Annotated in this window: 17 protein-coding genes; 8 read left to right on the top strand and 9 right to left on the bottom strand. The window is 51.7% G+C overall.

The features are described from left to right. Positions 1–95: 95 nt before the first annotated feature. Genes yihX through fabY form a run of 4 tightly spaced genes read left to right on the top strand, consistent with a single transcriptional unit; the run spans position 96 to position 2,987 of the window. Positions 96–683, top strand: coding sequence for a glucose-1-phosphatase (yihX, locus tag GE278_21065; protein ID QLK63090.1), 588 nt, complete (start codon positions 96–98; stop codon positions 681–683). A gap of 11 nt (positions 684–694) precedes the next feature. After that, positions 695–1,564: a virulence factor BrkB family protein gene (locus GE278_21060; GenBank protein QLK63089.1), complete on the top strand. Its 870-nt coding sequence runs from the start codon at positions 695–697 to the stop codon at positions 1,562–1,564. An 18-nt stretch (positions 1,565–1,582) separates the two neighbouring features. Beyond that, a complete protein-coding gene (dtd, locus tag GE278_21055) occupies positions 1,583–2,020 on the top strand; it encodes a D-tyrosyl-tRNA(Tyr) deacylase (protein ID QLK63088.1) in 438 nt (145 codons plus the stop codon). A 34-nt stretch (positions 2,021–2,054) separates the two neighbouring features. Beyond that, positions 2,055–2,987 (top strand): fatty acid biosynthesis protein FabY, encoded by a 933-nt coding sequence (fabY, locus tag GE278_21050; GenBank protein QLK63087.1) that lies wholly within the window; start codon positions 2,055–2,057, stop codon positions 2,985–2,987. Positions 2,988–3,056: 69 nt separating this feature from the next. Here the strand turns inward: fabY and GE278_21045 are convergent, their stop codons facing one another. Together GE278_21045 and GE278_21040 are read right to left on the bottom strand one after the other, a co-directional pair. Continuing rightward, positions 3,057–4,748: an AsmA family protein gene (locus GE278_21045; protein ID QLK63086.1), complete on the bottom strand. Its 1,692-nt coding sequence runs from the start codon at positions 4,746–4,748 to the stop codon at positions 3,057–3,059. Positions 4,749–4,898: 150 nt separating this feature from the next. Next, on the bottom strand, positions 4,899–6,293 hold the full coding sequence (locus GE278_21040) for a xanthine permease XanP (protein ID QLK63085.1): 1,395 nt from the start codon (positions 6,291–6,293) through the stop codon (positions 4,899–4,901). Positions 6,294–6,531: 238 nt separating this feature from the next. On the opposite strand from GE278_21040, the gene gltS reads away from it, so the two are divergent. After that, positions 6,532–7,743: a sodium/glutamate symporter gene (gene gltS / locus GE278_21035; protein QLK63084.1), complete on the top strand. Its 1,212-nt coding sequence runs from the start codon at positions 6,532–6,534 to the stop codon at positions 7,741–7,743. Positions 7,744–7,808: 65 nt separating this feature from the next. Here the strand turns inward: gltS and GE278_21030 are convergent, their stop codons facing one another. The 6 genes from GE278_21030 to GE278_21005 all read right to left on the bottom strand — a co-directional run bounded on the left by GE278_21030 (position 7,809) and on the right by GE278_21005 (position 15,213). Then, complete coding sequence (locus GE278_21030; protein QLK63083.1) at positions 7,809–9,134, bottom strand: PTS sugar transporter subunit IIC; 1,326 nt, start codon at positions 9,132–9,134, stop codon at positions 7,809–7,811. 215 nt (positions 9,135–9,349) lie between these two features. Further along, on the bottom strand, positions 9,350–11,431 hold the full coding sequence (recG, locus tag GE278_21025) for an ATP-dependent DNA helicase RecG (GenBank protein QLK63082.1): 2,082 nt from the start codon (positions 11,429–11,431) through the stop codon (positions 9,350–9,352). After that, complete coding sequence (gene trmH, locus GE278_21020; protein ID QLK63081.1) at positions 11,428–12,126, bottom strand: tRNA (guanosine(18)-2'-O)-methyltransferase TrmH; 699 nt, start codon at positions 12,124–12,126, stop codon at positions 11,428–11,430. Before trmH ends, recG begins: the two co-directional genes overlap by 4 nt. Before the next feature lie 5 nt (positions 12,127–12,131). Beyond that, positions 12,132–14,240 carry a bifunctional GTP diphosphokinase/guanosine-3',5'-bis pyrophosphate 3'-pyrophosphohydrolase gene (gene spoT / locus GE278_21015; protein ID QLK63080.1) on the bottom strand — a complete coding sequence of 703 codons (2,109 nt, stop codon included), beginning with the start codon at positions 14,238–14,240 and terminating at the stop codon, positions 12,132–12,134. A gap of 19 nt (positions 14,241–14,259) precedes the next feature. After that, positions 14,260–14,535, bottom strand: a complete 276-nt coding sequence (gene rpoZ / locus GE278_21010) for a DNA-directed RNA polymerase subunit omega (GenBank protein QLK63079.1) — start codon at positions 14,533–14,535, stop codon at positions 14,260–14,262. Between the two features lie 54 nt (positions 14,536–14,589). Next, complete coding sequence (locus GE278_21005; protein QLK63078.1) at positions 14,590–15,213, bottom strand: guanylate kinase; 624 nt, start codon at positions 15,211–15,213, stop codon at positions 14,590–14,592. Between the two features lie 281 nt (positions 15,214–15,494). On the opposite strand from GE278_21005, the gene ligB reads away from it, so the two are divergent. Further along, positions 15,495–17,186 carry an NAD-dependent DNA ligase LigB gene (gene ligB, locus GE278_21000; GenBank protein ID QLK63077.1) on the top strand — a complete coding sequence of 564 codons (1,692 nt, stop codon included), beginning with the start codon at positions 15,495–15,497 and terminating at the stop codon, positions 17,184–17,186. Between the two features lie 23 nt (positions 17,187–17,209). On the opposite strand, the gene GE278_20995 is transcribed toward ligB, so the two are convergent. Beyond that, positions 17,210–17,827 (bottom strand): trimeric intracellular cation channel family protein, encoded by a 618-nt coding sequence (locus tag GE278_20995; GenBank protein QLK63076.1) that lies wholly within the window; start codon positions 17,825–17,827, stop codon positions 17,210–17,212. Positions 17,828–18,174: 347 nt separating this feature from the next. Here GE278_20995 and GE278_20990 point away from each other — a divergent pair, with 347 nt between their 5' ends. Next, on the top strand, positions 18,175–18,795 hold the full coding sequence (locus GE278_20990; GenBank protein QLK63075.1) for a TetR family transcriptional regulator: 621 nt from the start codon (positions 18,175–18,177) through the stop codon (positions 18,793–18,795). A gap of 139 nt (positions 18,796–18,934) precedes the next feature. Then, positions 18,935–20,209, top strand: coding sequence for a beta-ketoacyl-ACP synthase II (gene fabF, locus GE278_20985; protein ID QLK63074.1), 1,275 nt, complete (start codon positions 18,935–18,937; stop codon positions 20,207–20,209). The last annotated feature ends 71 nt before the right edge of the window (positions 20,210–20,280 follow it).

Here is a 20,280-nt window from a genome sequence, read left to right as displayed (position 1 = left end):
TCAGCCCCTGCGCGGCCATCCCGCAATTCTGTTACTGTTCAGCTGTACGTTTTACCGCTAAAGTTAACAGTCATCTTTGAAATCAGGAGCGTGCAATGCTGTACATTTTTGATATGGGAAACGTCATTATTGATATTGATTTCAAACGTGTTCTTGGCGTGTGGAGCAATTTCAGCGGAACGCCGCTTGCGTCGCTAACTGAGCGGTTCTCAATGGGCGAAGTCTTCCAGAAGCACGAACGGGGTGAAATCAGCGACGAAGAGTTTGCCAATGAGCTTTGCCATGAGATGGGCATCGCGCTGAGCTTCGAACAGTTCAGCCTTGGCTGGCAATCGGTATTTGTTGGCTTACGCCCTGAGGTGATTGAGATCTTCAAAACCCTGCGTCAGCAAGGGCAACGCGTCGTGGTGCTATCAAACACAAATCGACTGCACCTGGATTTCTGGCCGCAAAACTACCCTGAAATTGAAGCCAATACCGACGCCATTTATCTCTCGCAGAACATCGGGATGCGAAAACCTGAGCCGGGTATTTTTCAGCATGTGCTGGCGCAAGAAGGTGTCACCGCGGGTGAAGCTGTGTTCTTTGATGATGTGATCGAAAATATCGAAGCGGCGCGTGCCGTGGGAATTGAATCCGTGTGGGTGGAAGATAATCAGACAGTACCGAAGTACTTTTCCTGAAGGATGTTGTGATGCAAAAACGGGCGCTGAGCCACTACCCGAAATCATGCTGGAAATTTACGCGCCTGCTTCTGCGGCGTTCAGATAAAGATGGCCTGACGCTTCTGGCGGGCCATTTAGCCTATGTATCCTTGCTTTCTCTTGTGCCGCTGATTGCGGTGGTCTTTTCGTTGTTCGCCTTATTCCCGGTCTTTTCGGATATCAGCGCGCAGCTCAAAACCTTTATTTTCTCTAACTTCATGCCTGCGACCGGCAATACCATCCAGCGTTATCTCGAACAGTTTGTGGCGAACTCCAGCAAAATGACCGCCGTGGGCACCTGCGGCTTAATTGTTACCGCGCTGCTTTTGATAGCCTCGGTAGACAGCGTACTGAACAAAATCTGGGACAGCAAAACCAAACGCCCAATCGTGTTCTCCTTCGCCGTGTATTGGATGGTTCTTACGCTCGGGCCTATCCTGCTGGTCGCCAGCGTGGCTATCAGCTCCTATTTGCTTTCGTTGAACTGGCTGAATATCAGCGGCGTACATTCGCTGATTGACCATGCTTTGCGCATTCTGCCACTGCTGATTTCGTGGATATCTTTCTGGCTGTTGTATCAGGTCGTACCGACGGTCAGAGTACCGGCGAAAGATGCGCTGATTGGTGCGCTCTTCTCTGGTGCATTATTTGAATTAAGTAAGAAAATCTTTGCTTTATATATCCAGCTCTTCCCGTCATATCAGCTGATTTATGGCGTTCTGGCGGTGATCCCAATATTATTTCTTTGGGTCTATGTCAGCTGGTGTATCGTGCTTTTGGGGGCAGAAATCACCGTGACGCTCGGCGAGTTTCGTTCCCTGAGAAAATTGCAGTCTGCTCAAGATGTGGTTGCAGAATAATCAGTCAGAAGGATTTTTATGATTGCGTTAATTCAGCGGGTGTTAAATGCCAGCGTCACCATTGATGGCGACGTCTGCGGTGAGATCGGGCCGGGATTATTGGTATTACTGGGTGTTGAGCAGGGCGATGATGAGCAAAAAGCCAAACGCCTGTGTGATCGGGTGATCGGGTACCGGATATTCGGTGACGAGAACGACAAAATGAACCTTAACGTCCAGCAGGCGGAAGGGAGCGTTCTGGTTGTGTCGCAGTTTACGCTGGCAGCAGATACGCAAAAAGGTATGCGTCCCGGTTTCTCACGCGGCGCGGAGCCGCAGGAAGCCGACCGTTTGTATCAGTATTTCTGCGGGCAGTGCCGTGAAAAAGGTATCGCTACCGAAACTGGCCGATTTGCTGCGGATATGAAAGTGGCGCTGGTGAACGACGGGCCGGTGACCTTCTGGCTACAAGTCTGATCGAAAAGGCATAAACGCCGGAGAGAATACAATTATGTATCACCTGAGAGTACCGACGACCGAAAAAGAACTGGCCGACTATTACCGATTTCGCTGGGAAATGCTGCGCAAGCCTTTGCGACAGCCCGAAGGTTCAGAGCGTGATGCGTACGATTCCATTGCGCATCATCAGATGGTGGTGGATGAGCAGGGTAATCCGGTCGCTGTAGGCCGGTTATACATTAATGCCGACAACGAGGCCTCAATCCGCTTCCTGGCTGTTGACCCCGACGTACAGGATAAAGGGCTGGGAACGCTGGTTGCGATGACCCTGGAGTCTGTGGCGCGTCAGGAAGGTGTTAAACGCGTGGTGTGTAGTGCCCGCGAAGACGCCGTAGAGTTTTTTGCCAAACTGGGCTTTATCAATCAGGGTGAAATCACCACGCCGCAAACCACCCCTGTGCGCCACTTCCTGATGATTAAACCTGTCGAAACTCTGGATGATATTCTCCACCGCCCCGACTGGTGCGGTCAGCTGCAACAAGCCTGGTATGATCATATCCCACTCAGCGAAAAAATGGGCGTGCGTATCAGCCAGTACACCGGCCAGCGGTTTGTTACCACGATGCCGGAGAACGGCAATCAGAATCCGCACCACACACTGTTTGCAGGCAGCTTATTCTCTCTTGCGACGCTGACCGGCTGGGGGCTGATTTGGTTGCTGCTTCGTGAACGTCATCTTGGCGGCACGATTGTGCTGGCAGATGCCCATATCCGCTACAGTTCGCCGGTGACCGGCAGACCTCGCGCGGTGGCCGACCTCGGTTCCGTCAGTGGCGATCTGGACAGGCTGGCGCGTGGTCGAAAAGCGCGCGTGCAGCTGGAAGTCAATTTGTACGGCGATGAAGCTGAGGGCGCAGTGTTTGAAGGCACCTATCTGGTCTTGCCTGCAGCGCCTGGCGCTCCGCTGGAACCCGAAATTAACTGAGTGATTTTGTGGCACTAAAAGCCCATAAAAAAGCACCGCGATGGCGGTGCTTTTTCGTTTCAGGCCGGATTATTGCGTTACATCGCCGGTAACCAACCCGTTCACCATTCTCTGATTGATGACCTGACCGTTACCGCCGTTAACCCCAAGGGTGCCGTTCAGCGTCGGTTTGAAATCCACATTGGCTGGCATCTGCCCTTGCAGATTGAGCTGCATGTTGGCGTTACCGTCCAGCGCCAGATGCGGCCATCCCCAGTTTTCCAGCTGATTAGCGGGTACGGCGCGTCCGGTCATTTTCACCGAGAACTGGCGCTGTGGTTGCTGATCCACCGTCCCCGTAGCTTCCACCAATCCTTCTTTAGTGAATGCGCTAAGCTCTGAAATATTCACCTGACGGTCATTGGCCTCCAGTGTAATGGAAGGGCGACGCACGTCGTTGCGGTTGAATGTCGCTTCGCTCGCGTTCAGATTCAGCTTACCATTCCAGATCCCCCACTGATGATTGCGCGCCAGCAGTAAATTGTTACCCAGCCCGTCCAGTGCCGTCAGCTGGAAGGGAAACTGTGGATCGATATCAATGATCAGGTTCCGGTTGGCAATAAACCGGCCAACCGAGATTTCAGCCAGTGAATCTGGCAGGGGTTGTAACCAGAGCTGTCTCCAGTTTTGTGGCAGCGTATATTCCAGACCTGCGACAGAAAGCTCATCAAGTTGCAGGCGTTTGTTGGCGCGGAGCCAGTTGCCGGTGGTACGCAACAGACTACGCTCCCAGCGAGCGGTGGCTTGTTTGATTGAAATACCCTGCGGCGTCAGGTCTAGATTGAGGATCGGATCCTGAATATGCAGATTGCCGTTGATCATGTCGGTGGCGCTAAGGGAGATTTCGCCGTCATCGCTCTGCCAGTTGCCTTTTTCCAGCGTCACATCCTTTACGGAAAGATCGACATCGCTGAAAGCCCAGTCAGTACCCTGCAAACGGGCGTCGATCAGATCAAACCGTTCGAGGGTGACTTTTGGCAACGTCTGGAAATCATCGAAAAACTCAGAAAGTGATTTGGACGTTTGCAGACGTACATTGCTAAGACGCAGATTTTCAATATTCCAGCTGCCATCATTCGCCTGAGTGGCTTTGCCGGTGAGCTGACCGCGCGCCAGATCGCCGCCGAAATTACTCAGTGTGAGGATTTTATTATTAAGGTTGCCCTGAATCAGGACGTTCTCTGCGGGAAGCCCGTTGACGGTTAAGTTCGCTGCGCTCAGCTGAAAATCAGCTTTATCGCCCAGCAACTGGTGGGGTTGTGGTTGCCACGGCGAAATTCCGGCATTGATTTGCTGACCCTGAATCTCCAGCCCTGCGGTGTTCCCAGTCAGTGCCATTTTGCTCAGTTGCAGCGTATTGGCCTGCAACGGCAGGTTCAAGGCGGAAGGGCTGATGTTCAGGCGTCCGTTGACCAGCACGACGCGGTCGAAGTAGTGCGGTTCAGTAATCTGACGCCAGCTTAAATCGAGATCGACTTCACCGGCGCTGAGAGTTTCAGGCTGATTTTTCTGTCCAAAAATGACGTTGGTCAGCGTAATTCGCCCCGGCGTTGACCAGTCATGGTCCACTTTTTCGACGGCGAGCCGGTAATCACTGTTATTCGTGACCCAGGCACTGAGCTTGCCTGCTGCCCAGCGGGTCTGTAATAGAACGTAAACCAGCACAATCGCCAGTACCAGAAGCAGGACGAACGTCAGCAAAACTTTACCGATAAATCTCATCGTCTGGGGCCTGTAGCGTTAATTAGGGATAAAGGTTCTCTGTTTATGCCGCAAACAGCGAATTTTCTCAACAGCTTAGCAGACTGGAGACAATAAAAAGCGGCAGGGGTTCCAGACCACCTGCCGCTGTTGCATGCCTATTACAGTCGGTTATGACTTTTCGTGAGGGAAAACCAGATTCAGAACAATCGCCGTAATCCCGCCTGCTGCAATCCCGGAGGACAACAGAGTTTTGATCCAATCTGGCGCGAATTGCAGGATCAATGGTTGCTGGGACACACCCATGCCGACTGCCAGGGATAACGCCATGATCATAATTGCGCGGCGGTTCAGACGTTCACGGGAAACTATACGTACACCAGAAGCGGCGATGGTACCGAACATCACGATGGTCGCACCGCCGAGAACAGGCTCAGGAATGTGCTGAACGAATCCGGCAACCGCAGGGAAAAGCCCCAGCACGATCAGCATCAGCGCCACCACAAACCCAACGTAACGGCTGGCGACGCCGGTCAGTTGGATCACACCGTTATTTTGGCCGAAGCATGAGTTCGGGAAGGTATTAAACACCGCAGAGAGCATTGAGTTCAGGCCGTTGGCGAGCACGCCGCCTTTGATACGCTTCATGTACAGCGGGCCGCTGACAGGTTGCTCGGAAACGTCGGAGGTCGCAGTGATATCACCGATAGTTTCCAGCGAAGTGACCATAAAGATCAGCATCAGCGGGATCAGAAGATTCCAGTCAATCCCCAGACCGTAGTAAAGAGGCGTCGGGAACGTGATCCAGCTGGTTTGCGTCGGGGCCGCCACGGTCGGCAACATCCCCATCATCCATGCGGCCAGATAGCCCACCGCCATCGCAATAACCAAAGAAGCCACGCGCAGGTAAGGGTTACGCTGACGGTTGAGCAGAATAATTACCACCAGAACGACGGCGGCCAGCATCAGGTTTTTCGGCGCGCCAAAGGTGTGGTCGCTCATCGCGGCATATCCGCCGCCAATAGATGTCAGACCTACCTGAATAAGCGACAGGCCAATAATCATCACTACAATCCCGGAGACCAGCGGGGTGATTACGCGGCGGGCAAGATGCAGGAAGCGGGAAAGAATGATTTCAGTACAGGACGCCAGCATCAATGTTCCGAATAGCGCGGCCATCATGGTCGGCACATCAGCGCCGCCATTTTTCAACGCCAGCCCGCCCATTATTAACGGCGATACAAAGTTAAAGCTGGTGCCTTGAATGGAAAGCAGCCCAGAGCCCACCGGACCCCAGGTTTTAATTTGCAAAATGGAAGCCAGACCAGAGGCAAACAGCGACATGCTGATGATGTGCTGGGTGTCCTGCGCGGGGAGTCCCAATGCCTGACAAATAAGTAATGCCGGGGTGATCACGGCAACGAACATCGCCAGCAAGTGCTGACAGGCGGCAAATAACGTCTGAGGAATTGGAGGACGGTCTTCTAGCCGGTAAATCAGTTCACTTTTAGTCTGGCGGGAAAGGTCGGATTGCTGTGTTTCTTGTTCTGCGGTTTGCGTACTCATGTTGTGGCATTCCAATAAGCGGCAAAGCGGGCATTTTTATTGAAATCGACAATAAAAGCAATCGTTTGCTAACACAGATTTGTCGCCATTAATTTGAGTTAATGGATTTGTTAAGGTCTGTTTTTCTTGCTTAATTCAGTGTTAATGACTTCTAATTCCCCCTCCTGGAAAAAATACTGAAGTGAAAAAGATATAACTCGATAATTTTATTGGATTTATTACAAAATGGAGTTCGTGAATGATTCAGCTCGATACCTACGGCACGCTGGTGGCTGCCACGCTGGTTCTCCTTTTAGGGCGTAAATGCGTCCAGTCGATTAATTTCTTAAAAAAATACACTATTCCAGAACCTGTCGCGGGCGGTTTGCTGGTTGCCGTTATGCTGCTGATCGCCAACCGGTTTTTGGGTTGGGAAATCGGCTTTGATATCTCGTTAAAAGAGCCGTTGATGCTGGCATTCTTCGCCACCATCGGTCTTAACGCGAATCTTGCCAGCCTGCGCTCTGGCGGAAAAAGCCTGATACTGATGGTGTTTGTCGTCGTCGGATTGTTGTTGCTGCAAAACGTTATTGGCATAGTCATGGCGAAAATGCTGGGGATGGATCCGCTGATGGGGCTGCTGGCTGGTTCCGTTACGCTGTCCGGCGGTCATGGTACTGGTGCGGCGTGGAGCAAGGTGTTCATCGAACGCTATGGCTTTGAGAATGCCACCGAAGTGGCGATGGCCTGTGCAACATTCGGGTTGGTGCTCGGCGGCATTATTGGCGGGCCGGTGGCGCGTTATCTGGTGAGCCACTCTTCTACGCCTAATGGCTCGCTTGATGATTCAGCTGATCCGAGCGCATTCGAAAAACCTGCGATTGGTCGCATGATCACGCCGCTGGTGCTGGTGGAGACGATTGCGCTGATCGCCATTTGTCTGAGTGCTGGCACTCGTATTTCCGAACTACTGCATGGCTCCGCTTTCGAAATTCCGACTTTTGTCTGCGTGCTGTTTGTCGGCGTGATCCTGAGTAATCTTCTGGCATGGCTGGGTTTTTACCGCGTATTTGATCGCGCGGTATCGGTGCTGGGTAACGTCAGCCTCTCACTGTTTCTGGCGATGGCATTGATGAGCCTGAAACTTTGGGAAATGGCGTCACTGGCATTGCCGATGATGGCCATCCTGCTCGTTCAGACCATCGCGATGGCGCTTTACGCGATTTTCGTCACCTATCGCGTGATGGGCAAAAACTACGATGCAGCAGTGCTGGCGGCTGGGCACTGCGGATTTGGTCTGGGCGCAACGCCAACGGCGATTGCCAATATGCAGGCGATCACTAACCAGTTCGGCCCTTCGCATCTGGCATTTTTAGTTGTTCCTATGGTCGGCGCATTCTTCCTTGATATCGCCAATGCGATCGTCATTAAACTGTTCCTGATGTTGCCGGTCTTCCCGGCGATTTCATAAACGTTTTTGCCAAAGCGGGCACAAAAACCAATGTTTTTGTGCCCGCTTGATCATTTCAAATCTGCTTAATTCACTGCGTCAGCTTGCTCGGTAAAGACTTTTTCAGCTTCCGCTGCTTTCTCCTGTGCCAGTAACTGCTTCTCGTAGACTTTGAAGAACGGGTAGTAAATCACCATAGACAGTGCCATCAGCATGATGACCAAAATCGACACTTTGAAATCCCAACCCATCGCCCAGGCTGCGCCAATTGGCGCCGGGGACGTCCACGGAACCAGTGAGATCATGTGCGGCAGAAGATCCGTTGAAACGGCAAGATAAGCAATCACTGCATTAACCATCGGAGCTAACAGGAACGGGATGAAAAATACCGGATTCATTACGATTGGAGTGCCGAAGATCACCGGCTCGTTAATGTTGAAGCAGCTCGGCACCAGACTGAGTTTCCCCATGGTACGCAGATGCGCCGACTTACTTCGGCAAAACAGCAGGACCAGCCCGATTGTCGCGCCAGAACCGCCAATGACGATCAGGAAATTCCAGAATGCCTCGGTCATGATGTGCGTCATTGGCAATCCGGCCGCTAGCGCGGTCTGATTCAGCCCGAGATTAGTCAGCCAGAATGCCTGCAACATTCCCGAGACAATCGCCGAACCGTGGATCCCGGCGAACCACAACAAATGACAAATCAGCACCGCCACCAGAACGGCCGGAAGCGAGTCAGCGGCGGAAATCAGCGGCTCAAACAGTGCCATAATGGCCTGCGGCAGCAGCATATCGAAGCCCGCCTGCACCAGCAAACTGATCGGGAACAGCGTTATTATCACGGCAATAATCGGGATCAGCAGATCAAACGAATGTTTTATGTTTGAAGGCACCTGCTCGGGAAGGCGTATGCCGATATTGTATTTCTTCAGCAACCGCGTCAGTTCGGTGACATATATTGCGACCAATATGGCAGTGAAAATTCCTACGCCGCCGAGCGCTTCCGTTGACATTTTTTTATCGACCTGTGGCGCCGCCACCAGCAGGAATGACATGAGCGACAACATGGCCGTCATAAACGGATCCAGTTTGTAGCTTCTCGCCAGATTGTAAGCAATGGAGGCGGCGATGTAGATCGACATGATGCCCATGGTCATATTGAACGGCGTGAGTATCTGGACTTCATATTTCGCTGACAACGCCAGCCAGCTGCGGGCGAACCCCCATGATGATTCCGGCGAAAAAGGAGGATGCACGAAAACGAGTAAAAACGATCCGACAATCATAAACGGCATTGCTGAAATAAAGCCGTCACGCACGGCCATAACGTGCCGCTGAGAAGATAACCGGGCCGCGAACGGGCTGATTTTTTGTTCTATAAACTGAAAGAGTGACTGACTGATGCTCATAATGATAATGGCCTTATGATGAAGAAATCACACAGGGTTGCCTTAATTATCATCAGTGTAGATGCGGGGTATGAAACCGGTTACCGACTTTGTGCCAGTCTGTGAAGGTCATCAAATAACCAGTGAAGAAAGAGAGTGCGGGCCGTTTTGAACAAAACCTGGAGGAATGTATTCTTCGAAAACATCATTTTTAATTATGTTTTCTGAGGGGAAAGTCAGGCGTTGGTGTAACGAACGCGCTCCGGCAGCCAGCGTTCAATCAGTGCTTTAGCATGGTCGGGGAATTGCTGCTGGAGATAGCGTGCGATGCGCTGCACATCCGGGATCATCGCCTGATCGCGCAGCAGATCGGCCACTTTGAACTCTGCGCTGCCCGTCTGGCGCGTGCCCAGTAATTCTCCCGGACCGCGGATTTCTAAATCCTGCTGGGCAATTACGAAGCCATCGTTGCTGTCGCGCAAAACCTGCAAACGTTTCTGCGCGGTCTTACTGAGCGGCGTTTTATATAACAGTACACAGTGGGAAGCCACCGCACCACGGCCGACGCGGCCACGCAACTGATGCAACTGGGCTAAACCCAGACGCTCGGGGTTTTCGATGATCATCAGGCTGGCATTCGGCACGTCGACGCCCACTTCAATCACGGTTGTCGCGACCAGCAGCTGCATTTCGCCTTGTTTGAATGCCTGCATCACGGCCAGCTTTTCCTGCGCTTTCAAGCGGCCATGAACCAGCCCGATATTCAGCGCTGGCAGCGCTTCTTTCAGGCCTTCCCACGTCGCTTCTGCCGCCTGAGCTTCCAGCATTTCTGATTCTTCAATCAGCGTACAAACCCAATAAGCCTGACGGTTTTCCTGTTCACAGGCACTTTTTACACGGCTGATAATGTCACTGCGGCGCGTGTCCGGAATGGCCACCGTTGTCACCGGCGTACGCCCCGGCGGAAGCTCGTCAATCACCGACGTATCCAGATCGGCATAAGCCGTCATCGCCAGTGTTCGCGGAATGGGTGTGGCGGTCATGATTAACTGATGCGGATGGAAGCCTTGCTGTAATCCTTTTTCCCACAGCGCCAGCCGCTGATGCACACCAAAACGGTGCTGTTCATCAATGATCACCAGAGATAGCGAAGAGAACAGTACCTGTTCCTGGAAGATGGCGTGAGTGCCGACCACCATGGATACCTGACCGCTGGCAATCGCATCCTGCTGCGCCAGCCGGGCTTTTCCTTTTTGCTTACCTGCCAGCCAGCCAACCTGAATCCCCAGCGGTTCGAACCACTGACGGAAGTTATTGGCGTGCTGTTCAGCGAGTAATTCTGTTGGTGCCATCAACCCGACCTGCTGACCCTGCGCAATGGCGCAAAGTGCTGCGAGGGCGGCGACCAGCGTTTTACCCGAGCCGACATCGCCCTGTACCAGACGCATCATTGGGTAACTTTTTGCCAGATCCTGCTCGATTTCGGCCACAACGCGGTCTTGCGCGCCGGTTGGGCTGAACGGCAGAGAGGCGAGAAACTGTTTTTTCAGGCGATCGTCATGATGCAGCGGCAGGGCTTTATAACTTTGCGTCCCGGCGCGTACGGCCAACATGCTGAGATTATGCGCCAGCAGTTCTTCCATAATCAGACGGCGCTGCGCCGGATGATGACCCTTCTCCAGATCGGCAAGCTGAATATCAGGCGGCGGACGATGCAAAAGATGCAACGCCTCGGGCAGTGATATCAGCGAACGACTTAGCTCTTCGGGCAACAATTCGGCAATAGGAACGGTATCCAGCAATTCCAGCGCCTGATCCGTCAGCTTGCGCAGCGTTGCCTGACGAATGCCTTCTGTCGTCGGATAAACCGGCGTCAGCGATTCCTGCAAAACGACTTCGCTGTTTTCGCCCTGAATTCGATATTCCGGATGAATAATTTCCGCGCCTATCGTGCCGCGTTTGATTTCGCCATATGCGGTTACACGGCGGCCGGCGGCCAGACTGTTTTTCATTGCGGCATTGAAGTTGAAGAAGCGCAGCGTGACCATCCCGGTGCCGTCACTGATCTGACAGGTCAGCATTCTGCGACGACCAAAGCTGATATCACTGCGCAGCACTTCGCCTTCAATGGTGGCAAACAGGCCGGGAAGTAAATCATTTATGGCATACAGGCGTGTGCGATCTTCGTAACGCAGGGGGAGGTGAAGCAGTAAATCCTGAATAGTTTCAAGGCCGAGCTTAGCGAGTTTATCTGCTTGACTGGCTCCGACGCCAGAAAGTGACGTGAGCGGGATGGCGTCGAGCAGGCGGCCTTTCATCTTTTTTTTACCGTCATTTGCATTGCTGACCACCATTCGTCATCAGCAATAATCTGACCGGTTTCATCGACAAACGGGCGCGGTAACTTCTTTCTTTTAGCCACGTTAGACAGAACCGGATAGCCACCTTCAAACAGCAGACGCTGTTGTTCTTTTTCGCTCAATACGGTGCTTTCGCGACGATACATGCCAGCATTTTCGCGCTGGCGTTGGGCTTCGTACAAAATCAGTGCCGAGGCCACGGAAACATTTAACGACTGCACCATGCCAATCATCGGAATGATGATATCGCTGTCTGCCAGTGCGAGTGCTTCAGGCGTAATGCCAGTTTTTTCCTGACCCAGTAAAATACAGGTCGGACGGGTGTAATCAATTGCGCGAAAGTCGACGGCTTTCTCAGAGAGGTTTGTGGCTAAGATTTGCATGCCCTGCGCCTTCATTTTGGCGACGGCATCCTGAATAGTTTTATGCGTTTTGACCTGAACCCAGCTGTTGCTGCCTGCGGCGGATGAGACCAAGGTTTTCATTCTGGTCGTCGGCCATACAGCATGGATTTCATGCACGCCAACGGCGTCAGCGGTGCGAATGACAGCAGAAACATTATGCGGTTTATGCACCTGTTCCATACAGACTGTGAGGTCTGGCTGGCGTGCTGTCAGCATTTCACGAATACGTGCATAACGTTCTGGAGTCATAACAATCAGTTTCGGTTACGGGTAACTTTGATAACGTCCGGCATGATACGAATTTTACGCATGATATTCGCCAGATGAACACGATCGCGGGTTGTCAGGCGGATAAAGGCGCTGTAGACGCGGCCGTCTTTTTCTTCCGTGCTCAGGCTCTGGATATTCGATTGCGCTGCGTTGATCGCTGCGGTCAGGTTGGCCAGAGCACCCTGATGATTGAACATATCGACTTTAATTTCAGCGATAAATTCCTGATCGGTTTCCTGATGGTTATCCCAGTCAACGGCCATGAATTTCTCAGGTTCTTTCTGATAGCCGCGGATATTACGGCAGGATTCATGGTGGATAACCAGACCTTTGCCGGGACTAATGTGGGCAATGATCGGATCACCTGGAATTGGACGACAACATTTGGCGAAGGTAATCAGTACACCGTCTGCGCCTTTAATCGGCAAATTGCGTGTGCCTGAGGTTGCCATGGAAGACTGGTCGCCCATCAGATTTTTAGCAACAACAACGCTCATCGCGTTACCGAGGCCGATTTCAGCCAGTAAATCATCCATCGCCGTGAGCTTCATACGATCCAGCTCATTTTTGATGTTTTCTGGCGGAATGTCTGACAGTTTTTTACCGGCACCCAGTGCATGATTCAGCAGACGACGGCCTAAAGAAACGGAGTCATCACGCTTAAGGTTCTTGAGCATCTGGCGAATTTTGGCGCGTGCGCGCGAGCTAACGACAAAGTTCAGCCATGCGGCGTTCGGGCGTGCGCCCGGTGCGGTAATGATTTCGATAGTCTGACCACTGGTCAGTGGCTGTGAGAGCGGATATGGCTGGCGGTCAACGCGCGCACCTACGCAGGCATGCCCGATATCGGTATGCACGGCATAAGCAAAGTCAACCGGCGTTGCGCCCGCAGGCAGTTCGACGATGCGGCCTTCCGGCGTAAACACGTAGATCTCGTCAGGGAACAGATCCGATTTCACGCTCTCGATAAATTCAAACGAGTTACCCGCACTCTGTTGCAGTTCCAGCAAACTCTGTAACCAGCGCTGGGCGCGTATTTGCGCCGTGGTGCTGGTTTCACTGTTCTCTTTATAAGCCCAGTGTGCCGCAACCCCCATCTCTGCCATCTGATCCATATCTTCAGTACGGATCTGCACTTCCACCGGCACGCCGTGCGGGCCGATCAGGGAAGTATGCAAAGATTGATAGCCGTTGGCTTTAGGGATAGCGATGTAATCTTTAACCCGACCTGGACGCGGTTTGTACAAGCTGTGCGCTTGTCCTAATACGCGATAACAAGTATCGAGTTCTTTTACGATCACCCGGAACGCGTAGATATCCATAATCGAATGGAAACGCTGTTCTTTCAGATGCATCTTGCAATAGATCGAGTACAGGTGCTTTTCGCGACCACTGACACGACATTGAATACCGGCTTCGGTTAAACGGCCTTCTATTTCGGAGAGGATTTTCTGAATCATCTCTTTACGGTTACCGCGCGCGGCTTTCACCACTTCTTTAATGACGCGATAACGGTTCGGATAAAGGGCTTCGAAGCCAAGCTCTTCGAGCTCGGTTTTCAGATGATGGATACCCAAACGGTGAGCCAGCGGGCTGTAAATTTCCAGCGTTTCGCGGGCAATGCGGCGACGTTTATCCGGACGCAAAGAGCCCAGTGTGCGCATGTTGTGGGTACGGTCAGCGAGTTTGATCAAAATGACGCGGATGTCTTGCACCATCGCCATGACCATTTTGCGAAAGTTTTCCGCCTGTGCTTCTTTCTTATCACGGAATTTCAGCTTGTCTAACTTTGAAACGCCTTCAACCAGTTCAGCAACGCTTTTGCCAAACAGTTGTTCCATATCCTGGTAGGTTGCAGGCGTGTCTTCGATAACGTCGTGTAATAACGCCGCCATCAGAGTCTCATGATCGAGCCTCATTTCAGCCAAAATACATGCCACGGCGACCGGGTGAGTAATATAAGGCTCACCGCTGGAACGTGTCTGCCCCTCATGCGCGTCCCGCGCAACAAGGTAAGCCTGCACGAGGCGCTTAATTTGCTCCTCAGGCAGGTATTTTTGAATCAGTTGATTCAGGCTTTCAAAGATATACAAGTGAGATCCGTTTCGTTAATTAACGACGACCTTCAGCGATGGCAGTGACTGCCTGAATCTCTGCGGCTTCCTGCTCTTGCTGTTCCTGACGATCGCGAACATCAAGGATTTTGTTCGTGATCAGGCCTTCTTCGATTTCGCGCAGAGCGATAACGGTGACCTTGTCATTTTCTTCAGCGACCAGTGGATCTTTACCACCAGATTGCAGCTGGCGTGCGCGACGAGCAGCCACCAACACCAGGTCAAAACGGTTACCAATTTTTTCTACAGCGTCTTGAACAGTTACGCGTGCCATATATGTGCTACTCCACAGGGTGACGAAAGACTGGGCATAATACTGAAAGTGACTTCAGTCTGCCAATAGTTTGGTGATTAATCCGTCATGACGGAGTTTTTGACGGCTCAGACGAAGACGTTCGGCGCGAATAATGGTTTTTAAATCCGACAGAGCCAGATCAAAATCATCATTCACGATTAAATAATCGTACTCGGCATAGTGCGTCATTTCTGCCACAGCTTGTGCCATACGTTTTGCGATCACTTCTTCGCTGTCCTGACCACGGCCACGGAGGCGGCGGTCAAGTTCATCTTTCGACGGCGGCAGCACGAAAATACTGCGCGCCTGCGGCATTTTTTTGCGGATTTGCTGAGCACCCTGCCAGTCAATATCCAGAAAAACATCCACGCCAGACGCTAAGATCTGCTCAATGGTGACACGTGAAGTTCCGTAATAATTACCGAAAACTTCGGCATGCTCTAAGAAATCATCTTTTTCGATCATCTCAAGAAATTCTTCTTTTGAGATAAAGAAATAGTGCTCGCCATGTTTCTCGCCCGGACGTTCTGAACGGGTAGTGTGTGAAATAGAAACCTGTGTGTCGTAGAGCGGTTGCGTTTTAAGTAAAGCCTGAATCAGACTTGATTTACCTGCTCCACTAGGAGCGGAGATGATATACAGCGTGCCTTGAACCATGATGATGACGTTTCAACTGAATGGGTTGATAGGAAGTATGCGAAGAGTGATCTCTCGCACAGTATACACGCTCGCCGCATCTGGTGCAGCGTCCAGTCGTATTTCATCGCAACTTCGCAACAGAAAATAGCCCTTCTTTATGGATTTCCGCGCTGTATTCCAAAATTTCTTGCCGTTGCTGTAACAAATGAAATAACCGGGAAGGCATCGCGCAATCATGAAAAGTGGTACTGGCAGGAAAAAAGTCACCGGCGTTTACTTGCATCCACAAGGAGGTGCCTATGCGCCGTTTCATTATCAGTCTGATGTTTTTATCATTTTATTCTGTCGCCGGTGATTTTTCGCCAAAGGCATGTCCCGCATGGTCATCAGCGCGCCTGACTCAGGAAACCCGCCAGCTCACAACACAGTTGGCGAAGTGGGATAAGGATTATCATCAGTCGGGTAGCAGCCCGATTGAGGATGCGGTTTACGATAATTTACGCCAGAAACAACTATTTTGGCTGCAATGTGCTGGTCAATCCGTCCCGCTCATGGCTGTTCCAGGCGGTGATGACGCGGTTTATGCTCATCCTGTTGCCCATACCGGACTGAGTAAGTTGCGTGACAAACAAGACGTTTCGAACTGGATGCGCGGGCGCAAAAATCTCTGGGTCCAACCCAAAATCGACGGCGTTGCCGTCTCGCTGGTATATCGGTATGGGCAACTTGCCGCTTTACTCAGCCGCGGCGATGGTCTGAAAGGTCAAAACTGGACGACCAAAGCGGCTTTTATATCTTCAATACCTCTTAAGATAGCAGACATCAGCCCTGAACTGGTGTTGCAGGGCGAGCTGTATCTGAAGATGACGGGTCATCATCAAAGTGCTGAGGGCGGCGTAAATGCGAGATCCAAAGTGGCTGGCGCAATGATGCGTAGTTCCGCCACGGAGTTGCTGAATCAAATGGGCGTGTTTATCTGGTCATGGCCAGACGGCCCCGCAGTGATGCCCGATCATCTTCAGCGACTGAGTCAGTTCGGGTTCCCTGTTGTTTCAGAATTTACTCTTCCGGTGAGTTCGGTGGATGACGTCGCGAAATGGCGCGATATCTGGTTTGCACAGTCATTGCCTTTTGCGACCGATGGAGTTGTTATCCGTCAGGAGGAGGAGCCCGCAGGAAAATACTGGCAGAACAAGCCTGCTACCTGGGCGGTGGCATGGAAATATCCACCAGCCCGACAACTCACGGAAGTTTCAGGAATTACCACGACGACCGGGCGCAGCGGAAAGGTAACGGTCATTCTGAATCTCAAAGCGCTAAAACTGGATGATAAGTGGGTAAGCAAAGTGAATGTGGGTTCCATCTCCCGTTTCAAACAATGGGATGTGCTTGTCGGGGATCAGGTAGCTATTACGCTGGCCGGTCAGGGGATTCCAAGGCTGGATGAAGTGGTATGGCGGGTAAGCGAGCGGCCCGACGTAGTTTTACCAGATCCTCAGTCGTTTAACTCGCTGACCTGTTTTATCCCCGAGCAAGGCTGTAAGGCGCAGTTTCTCTCACGATTAATCTGGCTGAGTGGCCCTGAAGGGCTTGATATGGCGGGCTTTGGGGGAGCGACATGGCAAAAGCTATTGGATGGCATTCCGCTTAACTCATTAACTGGCTGGCTCACATTGAATGAAAAAGAAATATCGGCAGTTCCGGGCATCGGTATCAAACAGGCGCAAAAACTGATGGCGCAGATTGAACTGGTGCGGGAGAAAAGCTTCCGGGGCTGGCTATCTGCGCTAGGTTTCCCGTCGTTTGCCCTGACATTTGCGCAGCAACAGCAAACGTGGAGTCAGCTTAAACATCTTACAGCTCAAGACTGGGAGATGACTGCGGGTATCGGGAAAAAACGCACCTCACAGGTATTGGCATTTATCCACCATCCGCAAATTTCCGCACTGGCAGACGGGTTGAAACGTGCACAACTCCCCGCCTTTCAGTGACGGACAACGTACGACAGCCATTACTAATGGTCGGAATGCGGATAGTTAAAGACGGGCAACCCAAGGCGGAATCGCAGGGCTATAAGGCGGGCAACGAAGCCAACCAGTAGCGTAATGATGATCACCAGGTTATGTGGCAGGGAGAAATATTGCAGGCCGATGTATACCCAGGCCGAAGCGAATGAAATACCCGCGTAAATTTCCTTCTGGAATACCAGCGGGATCTGGTTACACATCATATCCCGCAGTACGCCACCAAATACGCCGGTTATCACTGCACTGACGGAAGCGATAATGGCGCCATGGCCCATATCGAGCGCGACCTGTGTCCCGATAATTGAGAACACCACCAGACCTAGTGCATCAAGCACCAAAAAGAGTCGGCGTAAATGCTGCATCAGGGGCGCAAGCCAGGTGGTCATAATCGCGGCTACGGCAACAATGACAATGTATTCCGGGTGTTTGACCCATCCGAGCGGGTAGTGACCTAGCAACATATCGCGCACAGAGCCTCCGCCAATCGCCGTGGCAGAGGCGATAATGATGACGCCAAAGGAGTCCATTTTGCGCCGTCCGGCAGCCAGAGCACCGGTCATGGCCTCTGCTGTGATCCCAATAATATAAAGAACAGTGAGTAACATGTGTATGCGCCAGACGTGTCAGGAAAAAGGAGAAAACAGTAGCCGCGTAGAGTAATGAGATTTTCAATTCCTCTCGACTGATTTTTTCTTCTGCATTGGATTTGAAGTTAGTAAAACTAATGTGAAATGATGTCCAATCATGCATTGCAAAAGGAATTTGTACACCACTGACTTATTTTAGATTAGAAAAATCGTAAACACTTAGCTGTTTACTGTTCTTAATTGGTGTTTGAAGCAAATGTTCGATACCCCGCCTTGGTCAAAATCTACAGCTTATTGGTGACGAATATGTATAATCGTTACTAACTCACACACCGATGAATTGATTTACCTATCCGGAGGAGTTTATGAAATCCGATATTCCGGTTGCGTTAACTCAGCGTGGACCTCCCGAACATGAACGGCGTGAGCAAATCATTAATGCAGCATTCGAGCATTTTCGACTTTACGGTTATGCCAAAACTTCCGTGGCCGATCTGGCAAAGTCCATCGGCGTTTCGAGTGCCTATATTTATAAATTTTTTGAATCAAAACAGGCGATTGGTGAGGCGATTTGTTCTCAGCGCGTAGGTCAGATAGATCAGGCCTTATTGCTAATCGCGGAAAGCAATCAAAGTGCCACTCTGCGCCTGCGATCCATTTTTAAAACACTGCTTACGCGTAGTCTTGATCTCTTCTTTCAGGACAGAAAGTTGCACGATCTGGCTGCAACAGCCTCTGCACAGCAGTGGAAATCAACGCTAAATCATCGGGCTATGATGTATAACATCGTCGAGAAAGTCGTTACAGACGGTCGTGAGTCCGGGGAGTTTGAGCGTAAAACCCCGCTTGACGAGGTGTGTATGGCGATCACTACTGTGACGACGCCGTTCTCACATCCGCTGCTGCTGGAGCAAAAAACGCCTGAGCAACTGGAAGAGCGTGTAACCGCAATCACCAGTCTGGTCTTACGCAGTCTGGCAAAATAGTGGCAACAAATTTTTTGGTTACGGGTTTACAAAACCGTAATTCGTCACATACTGTCAGCCTTTATAGAAACCTGTTTCTGCCGGACTTCTGAAAGTCCCTGCAAAAACGTATGCATTAACGGACAGAGAGGAACATTTTATGACTCATCGTCGAGTGGTTATTACCGGGATGGGGGCTGTGAGTCCTCTGGGCTGTGATATCGAAACTATCTGGAAGCGCCTGCTGGCCGGTCAGTCTGGTATCCGTGTATTGCCGGAAGAGATTGTTGAAACACTGACCGTCAAAATTGGTGGTCAGGTGCAAACTAAAGAACAGGACCCCGAGTCTGGTTTCGATCCGGATCTGTTTGTCGTACCGAAAGACCAGAAAAAAATGGACCGTTTCATTCTGTTCGCGATGGCAGCAGCAGATATGGCCATTACTAATGCGGGTTGGAAAGCGGAAACTGCTGAACAGCAGGAACGTACGGCGACCGTAATCGGTTCTGGTATCGGTGGTTTCCCGGCCATTGCACACGCGGTGCGTACGAATGACAGCCGTGGTGCCAAACGCTTATCGCCCTTCACCATTCCTTCATTCCTGGTGAATCTGGCTGCGGGTCAGGTCTCTATTAAGCATCAGTTCAAAGGCCCGATCGGCGCACCGGTTACCGCTTGTGCTGCTGGTGTTCAGGCTATCGGCGATGCCGTGCGTTTGATTCGTAACGATGAAGCCGATGTTGCCCTCTGTGGCGGCGCTGAAGCGGCGATTGATACTGTCAGCCTTGGTGGTTTTGCTGCGGCTAAGGCGATGTCTGCCGGTCACACCGATCATCCTGAGAAAGCATCCCGTCCATTCGACAGCGGCCGTGATGGTTTCATCATGGGTGAAGGCGCCGGTATGCTGGTCATCGAAGAACTGGAACATGCGAAAGCGCGTGGTGCCACAATCCTGGCTGAGATCGTAGGTTACGGTACAAGCGGCGATGCTTATCACATGACGTCTGGGGCGGAAGACGGTAACGGCGCGGGCCGTGCGATGAAAATCGCTTTGCGTCAGGCCGGTATTCAGCCCTCAGACGTGCAGCATTTGAATGCACACGCGACCTCTACTCCGGTAGGTGATCTCGGTGAAATCAATGCGATCAAAACCCTGTTCGGTACTGATGGCAAACTGGCAGTGACTTCTACCAAATCCGCGACTGGCCATCTGCTGGGTGCGGCGGGGGGGCTGGAAACCATCTTCACCATTCTGGCTATCCGTGATCAAATTGTTCCGCCAACGCTGAATCTGGAAAACAAAGATGAAGCCGCTGCCGGCCTGAACATCATCGGTAATACTGCCCAAAAGCACGGCATTACCTATGCTTTGTCGAACGGTTTCGGTTTCGGCGGCGTGAATGCCTGCGTATTGCTCAAGCGCTGGGAAGCTTAATTCCTTCCTCTGGCAGAGTATAAAAAAACGCCTCTGGTCATGCCGACGGGAGGCGTTTTTTATTGCACCAG

This window comes from Enterobacteriaceae bacterium Kacie_13 (genome assembly GCA_013457415.1).
GTDB lineage: Bacteria > Pseudomonadota > Gammaproteobacteria > Enterobacterales > Enterobacteriaceae > Rahnella.
The sequence above is the reverse complement of the archived record's forward strand: the minus strand, read 5'-3'. Positions and strand labels throughout refer to the sequence as shown.